The sequence below is a fragment of the Candidatus Poribacteria bacterium genome (genome assembly GCA_026702755.1).
GTDB lineage: Bacteria > Poribacteria > WGA-4E > WGA-4E > WGA-3G > WGA-3G.
The window spans coordinates 100,664-118,585 of the sequence record JAPPBX010000090.1 but is presented as its reverse complement, the minus strand read 5'-3'; the positions used below and the strand labels follow the sequence as shown (position 1 = coordinate 118,585).

The 17,922-nt window shown below is 46.0% G+C and carries 16 protein-coding genes and 2 tRNA genes; 7 read left to right on the top strand and 11 right to left on the bottom strand.

Annotation, left to right across the window (positions count from 1 at the left end):
• Positions 1–86: 86 nt before the first annotated feature.
• Entirely contained in the window at positions 87–866 is a 780-nt protein-coding gene (locus OXH39_17615; GenBank protein ID MCY3552282.1) for a LamG domain-containing protein, read from the bottom strand.
• Positions 867–1,080: 214 nt separating this feature from the next.
• On the opposite strand from OXH39_17615, the gene OXH39_17610 reads away from it, so the two are divergent.
• The 7 genes from OXH39_17610 to OXH39_17580 all read left to right on the top strand — a co-directional run bounded on the left by OXH39_17610 (position 1,081) and on the right by OXH39_17580 (position 9,359).
• Positions 1,081–2,514, top strand: coding sequence for an FAD-binding protein (locus OXH39_17610; protein ID MCY3552281.1), 1,434 nt, complete (start codon positions 1,081–1,083; stop codon positions 2,512–2,514).
• Positions 2,515–2,841 carry a hypothetical protein gene (locus tag OXH39_17605; protein MCY3552280.1) on the top strand — a complete coding sequence of 109 codons (327 nt, stop codon included), beginning with the start codon at positions 2,515–2,517 and terminating at the stop codon, positions 2,839–2,841. It abuts the gene before it with no gap.
• A 4-nt stretch (positions 2,842–2,845) separates the two neighbouring features.
• A complete protein-coding gene (locus tag OXH39_17600; protein ID MCY3552279.1) occupies positions 2,846–3,079 on the top strand; it encodes a hypothetical protein in 234 nt (77 codons plus the stop codon).
• A 45-nt stretch (positions 3,080–3,124) separates the two neighbouring features.
• Positions 3,125–4,459, top strand: coding sequence for an FAD-binding oxidoreductase (locus OXH39_17595; GenBank protein ID MCY3552278.1), 1,335 nt, complete (start codon positions 3,125–3,127; stop codon positions 4,457–4,459).
• Between the two features lie 193 nt (positions 4,460–4,652).
• On the top strand, positions 4,653–6,308 hold the full coding sequence (locus OXH39_17590) for a bifunctional response regulator/alkaline phosphatase family protein (GenBank protein MCY3552277.1): 1,656 nt from the start codon (positions 4,653–4,655) through the stop codon (positions 6,306–6,308).
• 77 nt (positions 6,309–6,385) lie between these two features.
• Positions 6,386–8,176, top strand: coding sequence for a thioredoxin family protein (locus OXH39_17585; GenBank protein MCY3552276.1), 1,791 nt, complete (start codon positions 6,386–6,388; stop codon positions 8,174–8,176).
• A gap of 73 nt (positions 8,177–8,249) precedes the next feature.
• The gene (locus tag OXH39_17580; GenBank protein MCY3552275.1) at positions 8,250–9,359 is read left to right on the top strand and encodes a tetratricopeptide repeat protein; all 1,110 of its coding nucleotides are present in this window, start codon (positions 8,250–8,252) and stop codon (positions 9,357–9,359) included.
• Positions 9,360–9,413: 54 nt separating this feature from the next.
• On the opposite strand, the gene OXH39_17575 is transcribed toward OXH39_17580, so the two are convergent.
• From OXH39_17575 to OXH39_17530, 10 genes are all read right to left on the bottom strand, one after another.
• Complete coding sequence (locus tag OXH39_17575) at positions 9,414–9,917, bottom strand: hypothetical protein (GenBank protein ID MCY3552274.1); 504 nt, start codon at positions 9,915–9,917, stop codon at positions 9,414–9,416.
• A gap of 89 nt (positions 9,918–10,006) precedes the next feature.
• Positions 10,007–10,078, bottom strand: a tRNA-Thr gene (locus OXH39_17570).
• Positions 10,079–10,092: 14 nt separating this feature from the next.
• Positions 10,093–10,165: transfer RNA gene (locus OXH39_17565), tRNA-Phe, on the bottom strand.
• A 183-nt stretch (positions 10,166–10,348) separates the two neighbouring features.
• Positions 10,349–11,452 (bottom strand): DNA polymerase III subunit beta, encoded by a 1,104-nt coding sequence (dnaN, locus tag OXH39_17560; protein ID MCY3552273.1) that lies wholly within the window; start codon positions 11,450–11,452, stop codon positions 10,349–10,351.
• A gap of 399 nt (positions 11,453–11,851) precedes the next feature.
• Positions 11,852–12,877 (bottom strand): TAXI family TRAP transporter solute-binding subunit, encoded by a 1,026-nt coding sequence (locus OXH39_17555; protein MCY3552272.1) that lies wholly within the window; start codon positions 12,875–12,877, stop codon positions 11,852–11,854.
• 33 nt (positions 12,878–12,910) lie between these two features.
• Entirely contained in the window at positions 12,911–14,173 is a 1,263-nt protein-coding gene (locus OXH39_17550; protein ID MCY3552271.1) for an NAD(P)/FAD-dependent oxidoreductase, read from the bottom strand.
• A gap of 102 nt (positions 14,174–14,275) precedes the next feature.
• On the bottom strand, positions 14,276–15,430 hold the full coding sequence (locus tag OXH39_17545; protein MCY3552270.1) for a tetratricopeptide repeat protein: 1,155 nt from the start codon (positions 15,428–15,430) through the stop codon (positions 14,276–14,278).
• 466 nt (positions 15,431–15,896) lie between these two features.
• Positions 15,897–16,097 (bottom strand): hypothetical protein, encoded by a 201-nt coding sequence (locus tag OXH39_17540; protein MCY3552269.1) that lies wholly within the window; start codon positions 16,095–16,097, stop codon positions 15,897–15,899.
• 1 nt (position 16,098) lies between these two features.
• Positions 16,099–16,590, bottom strand: a complete 492-nt coding sequence (locus OXH39_17535) for a type II toxin-antitoxin system VapC family toxin (GenBank protein ID MCY3552268.1) — start codon at positions 16,588–16,590, stop codon at positions 16,099–16,101.
• A 62-nt stretch (positions 16,591–16,652) separates the two neighbouring features.
• Positions 16,653–17,918, bottom strand: coding sequence for a phenylacetate--CoA ligase family protein (locus OXH39_17530; protein MCY3552267.1), 1,266 nt, complete (start codon positions 17,916–17,918; stop codon positions 16,653–16,655).
• Positions 17,919–17,922: the final 4 nt, after the last annotated feature.

Below are 17,922 nucleotides of genomic sequence, written 5' to 3'. Positions count from 1 at the left end.
CCTTTTGGTTTAAGTCATTATAGCATATAGCGTAATGTTATAGTTAACAAAAAATAAAAAGGACTCAATAGCGGTATTATTGTAGGTTAGCGGTTTGCTTTAAGGGTTGCCCATGTTGTTGCCAACTTGCTTGTTGGTTCAACGTCTAACCCACCAAGTGCCTTTGCTAATCCATGTTCCACGATAATTGTGAGATCGTCTTCGCTGAGAACAGTGTTGAAAATGGCGGCTTCGTCAATAATACCGACGAAGTATGAACCGCCACCCCATTTACCAATCTCGACAGGATTGCCAGTAACAGCGGTTTTTCCGGGACGTGTGCTCACCCCTGCTTTTTTACCATTTACGTACACGGCGAGTTGCTCAGCCTTCTCGTTGATGTCGTAAGTCGCTGCGAAGTGAATCCATTTTTTTTCATCAGGAACATTCGCCGAGGCTCTCGGTTCCCAACTTCCACCGGGCTTGACAAACGCTGACATTTTATTCCCTTCCTGTGGCGGATCAATCCTCAAGAGATATTCGTTACTTTTAGCAATGAGTTGTCGCCAAGTGGAAATATCTGTGGCAAAAAACCATGCCATCATCGTGAGTTCTTCACCGAGTTGTAGTTCCGGTGTAGAGTCAATGGACACCCATTGTGCGCCATCAAACTCAAGTGCTTTTCCAATTTTTCCGTCTTTCCACTTGGCACCGTTGATTGTGCCATCGTGCTCTTTTCCTGAAGCATCTTTGGTTGTTTTACCTGCACCTTCATCAAAAAGCCACACACCAACGGCTGTTTCCGGATCGATTTCAGCAGAACAGATATGTGATAGTGTCCAAGTGATCAAACAAGCAATTCCTAAAATCAATATCGATTTTCGCATTTTTGTCTCCTACACTCACTGTGTCTTTGAAAAATTCCTCAATAATCAAACTTTGGTAAATTGTGTTCAATCTCATAATTATAACACGCTGCGGATAGCTATAACAAATAAAAAATCTGGAAACATTCCTAAATTTCTAATTGGACATTCAATCAGAATTGTGGTACACTAAGTACAAGAGTAATCAAAAATCGCCATGAAAAAGGAATAGACTATGGACCAAAAAGAACAACTCATTGCTGATCTTACTGCGCTCCTCGGTGCTCGAAATGTTTTAACCGATGCAACTGCACTCTCGGTATATGAATGTGATGCTGCACCCTCTTTTAAAGCGATGCCGGATGTCGTTGTCTTCGCAGATACGGCGCAGCAGGTGTCGGATATCGTAAAGTTAGCGAATAAATACGAGACACCGTTTATTGCCCGCGGTGGTGGCACCGGCTTAAGTGGTGGTATGCTCTCTGTTCAGGGTGGTATTATCATCGCCCTCAATCGGATGGATCGCATTTTAGAAGTAGATCTTGAAAACGAACGGGCAGTGGTTGAGCCTGGGGTCGTTAATTTGTTGTTGACACAGGCGGTGCAAAGTCAAGGCTATCACTACGCACCGGATCCCTCAAGCCAGAAGGCATGTACGATAGGCGGAAATATCGCCGAAAATTCGGGGGGACCGCATACTCTGAAATATGGTGTTACGTCTGATCATGTGCTTGGGTTGGAAGTTGTTCTGCCGGATGGTGAAATCGTAGAATTCGGAAGCACTGTTGAAGAAACACCCGGCTACGATTTACGTGGTGTCCTGATCGGTTCCGAAGGCACATTCGGGATAGTAACGAAGGCGATCGTCCGTCTCACCCGAAATCCGCAAGCATACCAGACAGCACTTGCCGTCTTTGAAACGATGGATGATGCCTCAAACGCCGTTTCAACGATTATCGGTGAAGGTATTATTCCGGCTGCACTCGAAATGATGGACAGTCTTGTCATCCGTGCTTTGGAGGAAGCCTTCCAATTCGGTTTTCCGCTTGATGCCGATGCTATTTTGATTGTTGAGCTTGATGGTATTGAGGCAGGCATGCAGAACCAGACCGATCAGATTCTGGAAATCTTCAAACAGCACAACGCTCGGAAGGTCGATTACGCCAAAGATGAGGCGGAACGGCAGCAACTCTGGAAAGCGCGGAAAAGCGCGTTTGGATCATTTGGACGGCTTGCACCGAACTATATCACTCAAGATGGTGTTGTGCCGAGGACGACGCTGCCGAAGGTCTTACGGCGCATCTCTGAAATCTCCGAAAAATATCAGATACCGATCGCAAATGTGTTCCACGCCGGTGATGGCAATATCCATCCCATTGTTCTGTTTAACGAGCGCGACGCGGATCAGTGTGAACGCGTGGAGCATGTGAACATGGAGATTCTGTCTGTGTGTGCTGAGGTCGGTGGCACAATCACTGGAGAGCACGGCATCGGTGTTGAAAAGATGGATTATATGCCCCTCATTTTCAGTCCTGCGGATTTGCAGGTGATGGCGACAGTCAAAGAGATTTTTAATCCCACAGGACTCTGCAACCCCGGAAAAATTTTCCCAACTGCCGAATCTTACGCGAAATTGGGTTTACAACCCGAATCAGTGAGGAACTTCTAAATGAAAACCTTTTCTAAAGATGATGTTATCAACACTATCCGAGATTTACTGCAAGATGTCACTGAAGTTGAATCTGTTGAACATGTCAGTGGGAATGAATTCTCGGTTCGCATTATTATTACAAAAGCAGACAAGATGCCTGTCATTCCTACGCACAGTTATGAGCGATTTATTGACACTTTTGGTTCTGCGTTAGGAAATAAATTTGATACTGATGGTAGCATCTCAAGTACCGGGGACAGAATGGAATACCTTGATAGTAAGTCAGGAGAGTACTGGACGAGACGAATCAACCTCAGTCTTGACCAGATTAATGTGGAGGGATAGCGGAGTGATAGAGGCAAATGTAATTGTTGCTTTACTTGCAGCAGGAGTACCAGTATTACTCGCTATAGTAGGTGGCATAATATGGATTGTTCGAGAGTTTGGAAGACTTAGTTCACGTTTGTCTCTACTTGAGCGGAGTGTAAAACGTTTGGAAGATTCACCTGTTTACCAGACACCTTTCCAATTGGAACAGGGCGAAAACATAGAGGGATTTGAAATACGGATTCTCACCAAGTAATCTGAAACATAACTGTTTACTATCGTGAGGAAGAAAGAGAAGTACATGGAGAATTCGCGTGCCTTGCACGATGAACTTAAACATATAGTAGGAGAGTCTGGGATCCTGCCAGAGGCACAGATTCCCGCTTACACTTTTGATGGATATGTTCCGAAAGCAGTCGTCTTGCCGGGATCCATCCAAGAGATACAAGATGTTCTCCGATTTGCGGCAAAACAGGACTTATCGGTTATGCCTGCTGGTGCTGGCACGAAACTTGACATCGGGAATCTACCACAAAAGGTAGATGTGGTACTCGCGACAACGCGACTCAATAGCGTCATCGAATATGAACCGGCGGATTTAACTGTAACTGTGGAGGCGGGTATTCCTTTAGCCGTTCTTCAAACTGAATTAGCGAAATATCGACAGTTTCTCTCATTGAATCCACCTTATGCAGCCCGAAGCACCATCGGTGGAATTGTTGCAACAAATGTGAGCGGTTCTTTCCGTTTACGACATGGGACCGCCCGAAATCAGGTTTTGGGATTGAAGGTTGTCCATGCAAACGGCACCGTTGCCAAAAGCGGTGGGAAAGTGGTGAAAAATGTCGCGGGTTACGATCTCAACAAGCTTTATATCGGTGCTTTTGGAACGCTCGGTATTATCACCGAAGTGGCTCTCAAATTGTCCCCGATACCTGCACGGCAAGCAATCCTCACCGCAGACTTTCAAAGTGTTCAAGACGCTGCTGACACGGGCTTAAACATTGTAGGTTCGCAGATATTGCCGCTGTTTGTAAATCTATTTGCTAACGCAGATCCAAGGCTTAGCGATGCCACTGCAGCTAAAAATGAACCGGTACTGACAGTTGGGTTCGGTGGCGATGCCGAGACCGTAGCGTGGCAATTGACACACTGCCAAGAAGTTATGGAACAAAATGGCGCGATCGGTGTGACTATTGTAGAAGACGAATCGCAACACCAGCTTCAAGAGGCTATTCAGGAATTCCCTGCAGACAGCAGAAGTATTGAGGTAGTGATTGCCAAGTTAAATCTGAAGCGTACCGATATCGCCGAATTTGCTGCGCAAGTTGGAGACGCGGATTGGGCGCGTCATGTTCAAATGATGGCGTTGCTTGGGAGTGGTGTGTTATATCTCACCCTTCCTATAATGTCTAACACAGATTTTCAACAACTTGCGGATGCACTCACGCAGCTGCGTCAATCGGCAATGAAGGCGCAGGGGAACCTTATAATAGAAACCGCACCGTCTGAACTCAAACAACATATTGACGTTTGGGGTTCCGTCGGAGGCACGCTTAGTTTAATGAAACAGGTTAAAGCCAAATTCGATCCGGATGGTTTGTTGAATCCAGGACGTTTTATTTCGAGTATTTAGTTTTGTTGTTAAGCAGAGGATCACGTCGTGTTTTTTGCTTTTTGTTGAAGGATTTATAAATGCTCACCCCGAAACATCGGGCAGCTGATGGATTGCCCGTTTTATTAAGATGTAGGATACACTTTGTGAGCCTATGTTGCGCTGTTGTCAAGCAAGTTTCGGCTTGCGAGCTGCGCCAAAAAGGGGGTATAACATGCAAGAGAAAAAATGGAGGATTCTGTGGATTGACAACCAGATATCTGATGTAGAGCAATCTAATGCTCAACTTGAAAACACATATAATGAGGAACAGACGTATATAACACCCAAACCCTACATTCGCTTCTTGGAGTTCAAAGGGTACAATGTTTCTTTAGTGGACACTGGGGCTGAAGGCGTTTCTTTACTCCAAGAAGAGACATATCACGCAGTTTTATTAAATTATGATGCACCGACGCAAGAGGAAAATCTGCTTTCGCGTGTTCGGAGTGTGAACGCGCATATCCCTATTATTCTTCTAACGCACGAGAGTGGGCAGGAGGTAATGGAGCAAGGAAGCCTTTACGATGTTGACGATATTTTCGTAATCTCAACAAGTGATCAGGAGGAAACTTCGCACAAGCAGTTATCGACATCACTCACCTTCCTGCTTGAGAAGCGAGCAATCCGTGAAGCATATACGCCGCAAGCGTACAGCCGGAGTTTTAGTGGAACACAGGTTTTAGGTGAGATGACGCAGGACTGGGACGCTGCCGATGATTGGGAAACATGGATTGATACCTATGTGCGTCTTGTGGAATGGGATCTGCGGCTTGATACACTTGATAACGTTGACGAACTTAAGTCTATCCATGAAATAGAGAAGCGAGAGGCAAATGCAGCTTTTGCTAACTATATCCAAGACAACTATCACGGTTGGCTTGTAGGTGAAGCGTCCCCGACTTTATCTGTAGATGTCGTTTACAAATATGTCATCCCTGAAATTCAGGCAGGAAAGCAGGTGCTGTTTGTTGTTATGGATTGTATGCGGTTGGATCATTGGTTGAAAATTGAGCCGTTGCTCTACCCGCTTTTCAACATAACGACTGATTACTATTATTCTATCTTGCCCACAGCGACCCGTTATGCACGAAACGCTATTTTTAGTGGGTTGTTTCCGCTTGAGTTCGCAGAAAGGCATCCGGATCTATACGCTGAACCCGATCAAGCACACACAAGCATCAACCGCTATGAGAAAGCACTCATGCGCTTGCAATTTGAGCGGCATGGGATACCTCTGAAGCCACCCCTGCATTACTTCAAAATTTTTGATACACGAGGGGAGATGCAATACCTACATTGGTTAAGTGTCACAGATCGAATTAGTTTGACAGCACTTGTTGTTGATTTTCTGGATATGTTGACACACACACGGCATGAGGTGGATTTACTTCAACAGCTTGTTCCAGATGAAACCGCATTCCGGGCACTCGTACAGGCGTGGTTTCAGCATTCGCATCTGTATAAGGTATTCAGAATCGCTGCTGACCGCGGTATGACCGTCATCTTAACGTCTGACCACGGTTCGCTGCTCTGTCAAAATGCAGCGAAAGTTTCGAGCCAAGCTGAACTCACCACGGGACTTCGGTTTAAAGAGGGGAAAGGCATTTCATGCGCACCTGAAGCCGGATGGCTCATAAAGGATCCTGTCGCATACCGTCTACCCGGTGAAGAAGCTGGCAAAAGTTATATTCTCGCCAAAGAGGATTACTATTTCGTTTATGACAGGCAGTTCAATATGTATAAGGAAATATTTCAAGGCAGTTTCCAACACGGCGGCATTTCACTTGAAGAGATGATCCTACCCTGTGTGGTGCTTGAACCGAGGTAGTTGAGGAGAACTAACGTATGTTAAGAACCAACAAACTTCGTAAATATTTGCTCTGGTGTGTGGTGACTCTTGTTCCGATGATTTTTCTAGTTCATGTCCAAGCACAGTTCGCAGATTTTGGACTTGATGAAAAACTGTCTACTGAGAAACTCACTGCAAAAGGATACCTCTCTGTTGACAAGGTGCAACCCGGAAGCCAATTTCAAATGGCTGTCGTTGTTGAGATTGCCGAAGGATGGCATGTCAACGCGAATCCCGCTGGCGAAGGGCTTATCGCGACCGAGGTCATTTTCCCCGATACGCCACATCTCACTGTCGGTGAGATGGTATATCCCGTTGGCGAAGTATTGGAACTTGGCTCCATTGGAGAGGCACCCGTCTATCACGATACCATCACCATCGGTATCCAAGCCGATTTAAGTCAAGACGCGCCAATTGAACCGATCACGATGGATTTGGAACTGAGATATCAAGCATGTAACGAGGAACAGTGTCTGTTACCTGAAGTTCTGGCTTTTGAGGTTCCTATTGAAGTTGTTGGTATAGAGGACACCGTTCAGCGAGTTAATGAAGCGGTTTTTGCCAATATTCAATTTGGGGCACTACCGGATGCTGATAGCGACGAAGGAACCCTTGCGCGTGCGCTCTCTGGTGGACAGGTCTGGCTTGCGTTTTTGCTTGTGTTTGCTGGTGGTATTTTGACCAGTTTAACCCCGTGTGTTTATCCGCTCATACCGATCACCGTTTCCGTTTTCGGTGCGAATGAATCTGCTGGTTTTCTCAAATCTTTCCTGCTCTCTATTGTGTATGTCCTTGGCATCGTCGTTACCTATTCGATTTTAGGTGTGGCGGTTGCATCGACAGGCGCAGTTTTCGGTCAAATAATGGCGAACCCGTGGGTTGTTGGCTTCATCAGTCTAATTCTTGTGAGTTTGGGATTGTCTATGTTCGGTGTTTTTGAGATTCGATTGCCATACTCGGTGCAAAATCGTCTCAACACCGTTGGAGGGACCGGATTTGCCGGGGCATTCGCTATGGGAACAGTCGCAGGTGTGATTGCGGCACCTTGCACAGGACCAGCATTAGCGGTCGTCCTAACTTATATTGCAACGACGGGCAGCCTCTTCCTCGGATTCTGGCTCATGTTCACTTATGCTCTCGGAATGGGGTTACTTTTTATCGGTATTGGCACGTTCTCCGGGTTACTCTCTGCGCTGCCGCGTTCAGGCGGATGGATGTATGTTTTGGAGAACATCTTCGGCATTGCGATTATTACGATGGCACTCTACTTTCTTAAAGACGTGTTCCCACTGTTGCAGAGTTTCCTGCAAAATTCGCTACCGTTCTTCGCTATTGCGGGTGGTTTAGTGCTGATTGGCGTGTGGCTTGGCAAGTTGACGGAACGTTTCAGTGGTATCTCTCCACAGATGAAATTCCGAAAGGCATGCGGTCTTTTGTTAGCGGTGCTCGGTGCTTATATGTTTGTCGGTGGTATCCAGCAGCCTGCTGGACCCCATCTTGATTGGGTGTACGACGAAGCCGAGGGATTTGAAATCGCCAAGCGGGAGGACAAACTCGTAATGCTCGATTTTTATGCCTCTTGGTGTGCTGCTTGTAAGGAGCTGGACCATCTGACGTATGCAGATCCTGCTGTTGCCGCGAGACTCGCTGATTATGTCAATGTCAAACTCGATTTCACGCGCACCTCCGAAACGACGAAAGCACTCACCGAGAAGTACCAGATACCGGGATTGCCAGTTGTCATTTTCTTGAATGCCGATGGTGTTACTCTTAAGCGGTTCACCGGTTTCGTTGATGCGGAGAAGATGCTCGGTATTCTTGACGAAATTGAGAGTCGCGCACAGTAGCGCGTCGTTTTGATTGTGGATTAAAACTTATGTTCCATCGTCTTGTGCACTATATCAAGACAAGGGAGTGAACATGTCATTTAACACGAAATCCCTATTTTCCTTACGCAGTTGGCTTTTTTATGCGGAAGTACTTGTAGTCATCGGTTTTATTGTGCTTGCGTTTTTCTATATCCAGCGGGGCAGTGCGGAATCCGGATCACCACCGGTGTCGCAGGTAGGTGGCTTTGTTGAGAAAGCAGACACACTCTTTGCCCAACAGGATCTCGTTGATGCCGCGCTTTTTTATTGGCAGGCATTGCAAGCATTAGAAGATGATGCGGAAGCACAAAAGCACTTGATAAATGGAGCCTCGAAAACAGGGGCAGAAATCCGTTTGCATGCCAATCTTCGCATCGCTGCAATTTATTCACAAAGTGGTTGGCTGAAAGATGCAAAGGCGCGTTTGGAACACGCATCACGCGTTCAACCTGACCATCCTGATGTCCGTCTTTTACGTGGAAAACTGCTTCGCGATGACTATTTACTCAGCGAAGCCGCAGAGGAGTTCCTCGCAGTCGTTAAAAAAGATCCGAGCAATGCCGAAGCACACTATCTCCTTGGTGTCCTCTATCAGGGAAGTAAGCAGTTTGAGCAGGCAGAGGAACACTACAAAAAAGCGATTGAAAACGATCCTGAGTTGCGAGTCGTGCTCTCCGAAAAAGCACCTATCGGTATCCTTGCACGTCTGCAGCTATCCAGAACATACTCCAAAATGCTTCAGAAATATCGGTTTTTAGACCGAGAATACACGATTGAAGATTTTACTGAGGTTACCCGACTTGAATCGGAGGCAATTCTCGTATTGGAACAAGCACTTGAAAAGCGTCCTGGGATGGATGAAGTCATTACCGATCTCGTCGGACTGCTTTTTGCACGCGCGTCTGCACTTGAGCGAGAGGATATCGAAACGCGTCAATATGCGGATGCCCTGCAAGTCTACGAACGCATCGTGGAACTTGATCCTCAAGAGGTTCGCGCGTGGGAACGGATGGGGGAAATTTATGCGAGTTTCCTCGGTGATAAAGAAGCTGCGTTGGAAGTGTATCGGAAAGTCTATGAAATTGAACCGCACCCGACGGTCTTGGCAAATATCAAGTCGCTTGAAGAAGATATCGCTGCTGAGTCAGAATTGGGGGAGTGATGAAAAAAGAAATGGAATCCAATGTTCCTAATGTTGAAATCTACGAAGAAAGTTCTAAAATCTATGGAATAAATTCAAACGCTGTGGACGATGATGGCGTTTCAATAATCTGTTGATTTTTCTTTTAACCTTGCTTGGGAGCGGCGTTGTTAAACTACGGACTTTTTGGCTGTTCTTTTCATAAGATGCTTTAGCAAGTTCAAGTGTGAAGGGCAAATATTCCAACCAACGATGCAACTTTCGACCTACCCTCTTTGGCAAACGCGGAACAGTCATTGCGATGCTATCACTCACCTGTTTAGTTTGCGTTGAAGTGCGCTCGGTTAGATTCTCAATAGTATCTCTGATTTCTTGGCGATGTTTGTACAGGAGTTTAGCAACTTCAAGTGCCAGAGGCAGAAATGCTAAGAATCCAGGCATCAATCTTTGAACACTCTGCGGTAAACGAGGAAATATAAACTTTAATGCGTTTAGTAGTGGAGGCATCAATCTTTGAACACTCTGCGGTAAAAGAGGGAGTATATCCTTTAATGCGTTTAGTAGTGCGGTATAATTCATCGACATGATCCCACAATTTTCAGACGAATGGGGTAAGCGTAAGAAACGGATCCGGGGTTGTCAATTTGTTAATATCGGGCGGATAGAAGAGCCGATGAGAGGATTTGAACCTCCGACCTACTGATTACGAATCAGTTGCTCTTCCACTGAGCTACACCGGCTTGGCAAATTGAAATGCCGAGAGGCAGAATCGAACTGCCGACACAAGGATTTTCAGTCCTCTGCTCTACCGACTGAGCTATCTCGGCATCAGGTATATAATAATACCATAAAACAGAAACGTTGTCAAGTTTTTTGAGAAATATTTTTTGGATGCATCTGTAGAAAAGTGAAGGGCACGCAAGGTGGCGTGCCCTTCACTGTACTGTAAAAAAAATGTCTCTGTTCCTACAGTGGAACTGCAATGTTTCGGGTTGGCTACTACAGCACTTTTAAGATTCCAAACGCATCGGATTTATCAGACAAATATGTCTTTCTTCATTGGTCGGTTTAAAGGCTACAGGAGCTACTGCGCCTGTAAACTCTATCGCGATTGATTCCGTTTCGATGTGTGCCAGTGTCTCTATCAGTAAGCGGGCATCAATCCCCAACCGGACGCGTCCAGTGCTCGACTCTACAGGAAGCGTCTCGTGTGCCTCTCCTAATTCTGGGGTCCTCGCTGAAATCTGAATCTGTTCAGTATCAATCTCCAAACAGACGGCAAAGGTCTTTGGATTTGATAACAATGCGACTCGGCGTGCCGCGTGCAGAATCTGTTCTTTAGGAACAACCGCCTTGTCCACTGTCGAATCAGGGATGAGCTTCTGATATGGCGGGTAATCCCCTTCTACAAGCCGTGTCGTTAAGGTAGCGTTCTCATCGGCGAAGAGAATCTGATTTTCAAAAATTGAGACCTGCACTTCATCGGATTCAGCAAAAGTGCGTTCAATCTCTTTAACGGCTTTGAGTGGAACGATGAAGCTCTCTACATTCTCCGGTGTCTGAAACGGTTCACAGCAAGCGAGTGCGAGTCTTATCGCATCAGTGGCGACGACTTCTGTTCGGTCAGGAAGAAAATTAAAACACAGACCATTTAGGAAGTAGCGCACATCCTCTGTCGCAGCCGCGAATTCGGTTCTGCGGAGGACAGCGCGCAGCGTTTCTCCCTCGATTGTTAGTGAATGTCCATCAACAGAAGGCAATTGGGGAAATTCTTCGTCCGGGAGTCCGATAATCTTGTAAACGCCATCGCCGCACGTAATCTCGACGCGGTCGTTTGCTGTCGTTGCGAGGTGTATTGTTTTATCTACGGGCAATTCCTTGACGATGTCTGCCAGCTTCTTAGCGGAGACAGTGATTGCGCCGTCTTCTTGAATGACACCTTCCACCTTCATCTTAATCCCGACTTCTAAATCCGTGGCGACACACTCAATTTTCCCATCTGCGGCTTGGATGAGGACATTTGAAAGAATGGGTAAAGTCGTACGTCCGCTCGCGACACCTTGTAAGACTTGTAGGGAATACAGGAGGTCATCTTTTTCAAAAGTTAATTCCATTTCCAGTCTCCTTAATAAGCATTTTTACAATTATAACAAAGAAAGCGTTTTAAAGTCAAGTATTTTTTTAGCGTATGTTAAGTAAATTTTGGGTGATGATTTGGATTTTCTGTACGAATTGAGATAGGACGTTGCTGCGACTAAAGGTTAAGCGGCTGGTATTGAAAATCTGTTCTGTTTTGTGAGGATGATTTGTAGGTGTTACCTCACTATTGAGGGCTTCATGTTTGAAATGCGAAGAGACTTCGGTCTGAAAGGAGAATAATCTCCCTCAGACCGAAGCTGACCGGAAAAAGGGACATCTCAGTCAATATATTGCTTGACTCAGAAAACCCTATTTCCGGCCCCTCTATGCGCGTATTCTTAACTACAAACGAGCCACAAAAAAGTTGCACTTTTTTATTCGTTCCAAATACCGATTTCGCGGTAGAAACGGATAGCACCCGGATGGAAAGGCGTGCCTGTATCTTTGACAACGTTTTTCGGATTAATCGCTTTGCCAGCACCGTGCCGTTTGACGACCTCTGCTCGGTGTGTATATAAGGTTTTCGTAAATTCGTAAACCATATTTTCATCTACGTTCTCGGCGGTGATGAGATGCATTGCGCCTACGTTCATACTGGCGAACGGCTCCGTCTGTCCTTTGTAGGTGTTCGCAGGGATAGTTATCGCATTAAAGAAGGGATAATCTTCAAAGAGAGACTGTTTCGCTGTTTCGTCGAGCGGAATAAAAAAGATGTTTTGGGATGTGCTGGCTTGCGTGACGGCTGGTGTTGGGATTGCTCCACCCATGAATGCCGCAGCAGCGGAACCGTCAGCTAATAGATCTACCGCACCGATGTAGTGGCTGTTGATCGGTGTGAAGTCTTCGTAGGTGATACCATGTGCTGCCAGTATCGGTTTCAGGAAATACTCAAAGCCTGCGCCTGCCGGTCCGACGACAATCCGTTTTCCAGCAAAGTCTTGAATCGTACGGATGCCTGAAGACTGTGATGTAATAAACAAACCAACATTTGGAGCAAGCGTCATGACGGTACGGATGGTGTATTCGGTTTCCCACGCACCCTCGCCGCGCACAGCGAAATAAGAGATTGCAGCGTTGGCGAGTGCGAATTCCAGTTCACCGCTTACAATGCGACGGATGTTCTCTTGTGTGCCTTTGGTGGCTTCGGCAGTGACTTCCCAATCTGCTTCCGGTGCGTTACCAGCGACGACCTCAGCGATTGCGGAACCGACGACGAAAAATGCTCCTCCAGCAGGAGCTGTGCCGACGCTGACGAAGCGGCGTTTTGAGGTGCTATCGTTCACCAACTTGGCAGTTGTATCACTTTTTTCGCCTTGGGCGGTGTCGCGTTTCGAGGCGTTATCGCACCCTACGGCAAATATCACACAGATGATTGATAGATAGAACAGGATTGATTTCATGAAATTCTCCTCTGGATATGATGCGTATTCCGACTAACTGAGCGGCACTTCAGGTGGAAGTGGACACATTTCTGCCATCGCTGGGAAAATGTGCGTTACGTCTTTCCTAAACACATCCCCACTCAAAATATCGACGATACCTCCCTGATGCTCTGGGTATTCTGACAAGAACCGCGCGAAACTGAATTCCTTTGTGTAAAAAGCGTAAACAAGTTTCCGAAATGCCTCCATTCCCTCCACAAACGCGGGCCCGAAACTCCCGAGTTGTGCTTCGGAAAAATCATTTTTTTCAAAGGCTTCGATGATGACATCTGCTGCCATCTCACCGGATTTGAATGCCAAGAACAGCCCGGTCGAGTAGACGGGATCTAAGAATCCGAATGCATCGCCGACTAATACCCAATTATCGCCTGCGATACGACTGGCACGGTAGGAAAAATCTTTTGTGGTCTGGATCGGGAAAAGCTGCTTCGCACCTTCGAGTCTTTGTTTCAATGGAGCGCATTTCTCAAGTTCTTCGGTGAAGATTTTCTGAGTATTGAGTTTGCCATTAGCATCTCTTCGGTTTTGAAGGAGGTAGTCTAACGCACCGACGACCCCGATACTCGTTCGATTATAGGGAAGTGGGATCGACCAGAACCAAGAGTCTTTGTCTTCGGTGTGTAGGATGAGTGTCGCCCCCTCGTCGAGGCCTTCGTCTCTATGTCCATCTTCATAGTGTGTGAAGAGCGATGCCATTTTGAGGTTTGCTTCTGTCGTATTCAGGTTCAGCTGCCTTCCAATAAGAGACCGCTGTCCAGTAGAATCGACGATGACGGTTGCCTGAAGCGTCTCATGCGTGCCGTTTGGATTCTGCGTCACAACGCCGGTTGCTGTGTTTCCCTCAAAAAGGACCTCTCGCACGCTGATTCCTTGATGAATTTCTACGCCTTTCTCTTTGGCATTATCCAAGAGCATCTCGTCAAACTCGCTCCGTAAGACCTGCCACGTGACAGCACTTTCATGCGGATTGGTTTGAAAAAAGTAGAATGGACTGGAGGCTTTGCCACTGCGTGAATAGAACTGCACACTGTATTTCTGTGGGAAATGGCTTTCTCGTAGTTTTTCGAGCATACCGAGCCGTTTGAAGGTCCAGTATGTGGCAGGAATCAACGACTCACCGATTTTGAATTTCGGTTCGGCTTCCCGTTCAAGCAGAAGCACGCGGTATCCTTGTTCGGCAACAAGTGTCGCAACAGTACTCCCGGCGGGTCCGCCTCCGATAACGATGGTGTCGTAAGTGTGGTGTGTGTTCATTTATGTTTCTCTGTACGAATTGTACTTTTGAGTTTCAATGTTTGGATAATTGAGCAGCATTGTCAATGTCGATCAGATGTCCAGTATCCTATTATATTTTCCTTAGAGCCCGACACGGTTTACTATCCAACGGACCAATCCTCGCACCTTTGCCTCTCCTACTTTCAACCAATTACGGGCATCTTTTATTTCTGTCAGAAGTTCTTGAGCAGGTTGGTAGTTAGGATCGAGCGTTAATGCCTCTTTTGCCGAGGTTTCTGCTGCAGTAAGATTGCCTTGTCTGAAGTAATCACGTCCCTGCTTTAAATAGGCGTGCACTATATTCTTTTGCAGTTTTAGAGTGTTCTGATCATTATCATCAAGCCTTAAAGCCTCTAATACTGTTTCACTTGCGTCTTGTAGATTTTCCATTTCAAAGTAAGTGTCAGCAAGGTTGTAGTATGATCTTTGATAATCTGGTTTGATTGCGATTGCACGCTTTAGTAAGTCTACTGCTGTAGCGGTCTCACCAATTTCGCGGTAAACGAAACTGAAATCGCTATAGGTTACATGAGATCTTTCATCAATGGCTATTGCTTTCTGATAAGCTGTTATCGCGTCGTCGTATTTTTTCATCTTCCGATAAAGGATGCCGAGATTGTGATGAGCTTCCTTGTATTTATCGTCAATGCGTATTGCTTGTTGGTAGGATTTTAGTGCTTTGGTGAACGCGTTTTTCTTCCGATAGTCATCGCCGTGCTCTTTGTGTTTCTGTTTTATCTTTTGTAATAGTTCCTTTGCAAGTTCACAGTTTGAATCAATCTGTTTTTGAAATTTAAAAATTGCTTGAGTGTATTCCTCAGGGTTAAAGTAAATCTTGCCATTGTTGTAATATCTCATCTTTATATCCGCCAAAAGTTTCCGGGCAGGTGGATATTCATCCCTGAGTCTTAAGGTTTCTTCTGCTGCGCTTTTCGCTTCCTCCAGCTTGCCTTCTTCAAAGTTTACCTTGCCGAGTTTATAGTGTGTCGAGTGTGCCGCAGTAAAAATGAATTCTAAATTCCATTCACTATTGTCCAAGAAATTGCGATCAGACCGATAATGCTTTATAGCCTCCAAAAGTTTTTGCGAATCAGGATCATTATTTTCCGAAAGACTTAGAACTTTTTTGGCTGCAGTTTCCGCTCTATCCAAGAATTTATGAATTGCTTCTTCGTTGGAACTTTTAGATTCACCTCTCGCTTCTATAGTATCCTCATAATATGATGGCCAACCCATGACAAAATTCTCCTTTATTCTTTATACTGAACTTTGGACAATTTTAAAATAGGCAAAGTTTTGACCGGGCACCTCTTTTGTAGCATAGACTGTTAACCTATAGCATTGCGGTAGAGACCGTTCAGCAAACCGTACCTCTCATTTGCGAGATTCTGTTATTTTTCGACAAGTCCTGACAGATGTGAAACTCGTAGAAAAACCTCGCAATCTTTGAAAATTCAACCTAAATCTGATATGAATTGTCCAAACTTTAGTAATTCATAATATTGTCCAAACTATAGTTGGTTTAGAGTATGGTCTAAATTTCCGATGGCAGTACAACGCTTCCATAAAAATGGATTTTGCGTAAGTCCTGGGGGACCTATTGTGTGCGTAACAGCTTCTCGTTGGAATGGGTTTAGTCCATCTAAAAGTTTTGACATCTTAGTTTCGTTTGGATTTATTTCGGAAATAGGAAATTCGCTACTCAATCTGCAGCTTTCTCGTCATCCGATTTCGCAGCTTCTGGTTTCTCATCCGGTGGATCCACAAATTTATATTTGCCAGACTTCCGGTATTCTTCCTCTAATTTCCGATAGTACTCCCCGAGCTTGTGGGCATCGTGGTCAAACCTTGCTGAGATTTCCCGTCGAATTCTGCGAATTTCGTCAATTTCATAGTCTGCCATTTTAGTCGTCAACTCCTAAATAATTGAGGGGTGTCGCCAATTCCGGTGTCGGTAAGTCAAGTTCTTGGTTTATCTGCCGGATGCGATAAATTTTGTTAAGGTTCGCAATATGTTTATAATTCCACGTTAGAAGAGCATCTACATTATAAAACGAGGCAAGGGCCACATGATGTGCGTCACCAAACATATCTTGAGGCATTATCAATCTATCAATGTAGGTTTGTGCAATCTGGTCAATCTCTGTGGTGACAGACAGCATTTCAAGGTCTTTAACCAAGTTAATTCTGTCTTGCGTTTTCTCACTCGTTCCATCGCTGAGTTCGTTAATAACAACGATACTTGAAACGAGGGTAAATTGGTCCGCGTACTGGACCCACCATTTCTGGGTCCAACTCTGCATAGCACGGGATTCAAGATCCCTGCGCAATGTATAATAAAAACTCGGAATTGACGTTTCAATGTAGACGGTATATTGTTTCTCGTTATGTAACAATTATAGTCTCCAAGGATTTACGTGTCAAGGTAAACCAATTTGATATTCAATTAACAAGAAATTCACCCTATTTTTCGCTGTGCTGGACGCTCATCGGTGAACCTATTTGACTTAAGTTCATATCTCGGTAATGTTCCGAGTGGCACCGCTTTCACAGTAGCACGTAAGCCTAACTCGTCTCGAATCGCAGCGGCGACAGCGGTGGCGGTGTCAGCAGGTTGTGGGTTCGTCGATTCAATCTGGATTTCGAGTTCATCGAATGTCTCTGTTCCGTAAACACGTCCAGCGAACTCTTGGACATCCGGGAACTTAAGGATAATGTTTTCAAGCGTGGCAGGATATACGTTCAGACCGCGGATGATGAGGACGTTATCTAAGCGTCCGATAACACCACCGTCAAGGACACGACTCTCCATACCACATTCACACGGTGCTGGTTTGAGCTTAACGTGATCTCCTGTCCGATAGCGGATAACCGGCATACCGATACGCCCTAAATTGGTAATCACTAACTCGCCTTCGTCTGCCGGATTATCGGTTTCGGGATCAAGTACTTCGCAGATAAACTCGTTTTCATTGAGGTGGACTCCCGCCTGTGGTTTGCACATAACACCCCATGCACCGACCTCCGTTGCGCCTGCATGATCGTAGGCACGCGCGCCCCAACGCGTTTCAATACGTTGTTTTGTTGCTGGTAGACTTGCCCCCGGCTCACCGGCGTGAATTGTTACCCGGATTGAGGCTTCTTCACACAAGTTGATGCCGTCCTGTTCGGCGACTTCGGCGAGTCGCAATGCATAAGTCGGTGTCGCGATGAGCACTGTCGCATCGTTGCTGAGGATGGCGCGTATCCGCTGATCGGAGGTCATACCGCCGTTGGGGATTATGAGCGCACCGAGTTGCTGCGCACCGTGATAAGCACTCCAGAAACCGATAAAGGGACCGAATGAGAAAGCGATCATAAGCCGGTCTGCTGAGGTCACACCGGCAGCATTGTAAATTTCGCCCCAACATTTTCCCCACCAGTCCCACGATTCTGCTGTGTCCAACCATCGCAACGGCGCGCCTGTCGTACCTGAGGTGCGATGGAGGCAGGTATATTGCTCCAGTGGAAAGGTCAAGTTCGTGCCGTAAGGTGGATGCGACACTTGATCCGCGCTAAGTTCTTCCTTTGTGGTAAAGGGCAGCTGCCGGTAATCCTCCAGCGTTTGTAGGTCGTTTGGATGTGTAATTCCTGCTTCGGTGAGTTTTCGTTTGTAGAAGGTGTTTGTCTCCAATATCGGAGCAAGCATCTCTCGGAGACGATGTAATTGTGTTTTTGTAACCATGTTT